This window comes from Kitasatospora sp. NPDC093558, assembly GCF_040683475.1.
Classification (GTDB): domain Bacteria; phylum Actinomycetota; class Actinomycetes; order Streptomycetales; family Streptomycetaceae; genus Kitasatospora.
Window position 1 is genome coordinate 1 of record NZ_JBFBDY010001014.1, and the last position, 1,730, is coordinate 1,730.

Consider the following 1,730-nt stretch of genomic DNA (forward strand, 5'->3'; position numbering starts at 1 on the left):
GTCCGCGACCGCGCGGAAGGCACGCAGCAGGATCGGGGAGAAGCTGCCATCGCGCACCATGGCCAGCTCGGCGAGCCGGTCCTGCTCCGAGGTGTCGTAGACGGACTCGTCGACCAGGCCCGTGACGAACGCCTCGAAGTTCTCCGCGACCAGGGTGATCGCGTAGTCGTTCTCCTGGTTGACGTGCACCACGGTCGGCTCGCCGTGCCTGCCGCACGCGCGGTAGTCGAGGGCGAGCATGTCGTGGCCGGCCGAGGGTGTGTCGGCGAAGTAGACACCGATGTCGGGGTACTCCCACAGGTCGATCCAGAACAGGCTGCCGAACTCGCCGCCGAGCGACTGCGACCGGGTCCGCCCGATGCCCCGGATGCCGGTGATCTCGATGTAGTCGTCGGCCCAGGACGTCGCCTCGGGCATGGGGAAGCAGGTCCGGGTCGGAGTGCCGCCGTTGTGCGCGGTCATCAGCGCGATGTAGGAGTCGGGCAGCCGGTATCCGCCGAGCTCCTCCTCCAACGCCGCGATCAACTCCCGCGAGGGCGGGGTCTCCTCCACGTACTTCTCCAGGGCGTACGCCGAGTCGTCCCAGAAGCCGGCGACGTCGAAGCCCTCGAAGTGTCCCACTGCACCCTCCCGCGCCTACTCGTCCGGCGATTGTACGTTCGGCTCCCAGGCGCGGACCGCGGTCGCCCTCGGGGCACCAGTGCGTCGGCATCGCTACGGGCACCGGACCGGACAGGCTTCGGGGCTTGGACCGGGGGAGCCCGCGGCCCATGTTGACCGTGCTTCGCTGGATCAGCCAGGGTCGTTCACGCTGCGAGGGTCCTGGGTGGTTCGACGAGTTCGCCGCGTTCGAAATGGGCCCCGGCTCGGACGAGGGCGACGAGGTGGGGTGCGTTCACGGCTGAGGTGACCCCCGGGACGTGGACACAGGGGTTCATGCTGCGAGGGAGAGTCTCGCCTGCACGTGGTGCTGCTGTTCGAACTCCAGGGGGGACAGGTAGGCGAGTGAGCTGCCGCCTCCGGGCGTTGTAGTACGTCAGGCACTGGAATATCGCCAGCCTTGCCTGATTCATCGTCAGGAACAGCTTCCTGTGCATCACTTCTCGCTTCAGCCCCTGCCACAGACTCTCGGCCAGGGCGTTGTCGTAGCTCGAACCGGCCCGGCCCGTGCTCCTGCGAACCCCATGCCGGTCGCAGACGGGCCTTTCCCCGTGAACGTGGACACCCTGGACACTTGGATCTGTGATGATCGCTCGACACGCCGCAGGATCGCTGAGATCAGGCAGATCCACGCCGAGTCCGACGGGACCTACGGCAGCCCGAGGATCACCGCCGAACTGCGGGACGCCGGCCATCCGGTGAACCACAAGCGGGTCGAGCGGCTGATGCGCCGGTGCGGTATCGCCGGCGTGCACCTGCGCAAGAAGGTCCGCACCACCGTCCCCGAGCCCGAGGCCGCCCCGGTCCCGGACCTCATCCAGCGGGACTTCACCGCGTCGGCGCCGAACACCAAGTACGTCGGCGACATAACGTATCTCCCGGCCGGTGACGGCCAATTCCTTTATCTCGCAACAGTGTTGGACTTGTATTCGAAGCGGTTGGCGGGCTGGTCGATCGCCGACCACATGCGCGCCGAGCTGGTCACCGACGCGCTCAGGGCCGCCGCCGCGACCCGGGGCGGCAATCTGCGCGGGGCGGTCTTTCACAGCGGCAACGGCGCCCAATACGGT

2 protein-coding genes and 1 pseudogene are annotated in these 1,730 nt (G+C 67.9%); 1 reads left to right on the forward strand and 2 read right to left on the reverse strand.

The features are described 5' to 3' along the window. Window positions 1-621 (reverse strand): SMI1/KNR4 family protein (locus AB0O00_RS37970; RefSeq protein ID WP_363659252.1); only part of this gene is annotated, 621 nt, incomplete at its 3' end. 185 nt (window positions 622-806) lie between these two features. Beyond that, the gene (locus AB0O00_RS37975) at window positions 807-1,355 is read right to left on the reverse strand and encodes an integrase core domain-containing protein (protein ID WP_363659253.1); all 549 of its coding nucleotides are present in this window, start codon (window positions 1,353-1,355) and stop codon (window positions 807-809) included. Here AB0O00_RS37975 and AB0O00_RS37980 point away from each other — a divergent pair. Beyond that, window positions 1,269-1,730: pseudogene (locus tag AB0O00_RS37980) on the forward strand (IS3 family transposase); the annotation flags it as partial. The gene AB0O00_RS37975 and the pseudogene AB0O00_RS37980 overlap by 87 nt on opposite strands.

What these genes read in the sequence shown, in the direction of transcription:
- AB0O00_RS37975 (WP_363659253.1), bottom strand. Translation starts at nt 1,355, where the DNA reads ATGGCCGGCGTCCCGCAGTTCGGCGGTGATCCTCGGGCTGCCGTAGGT.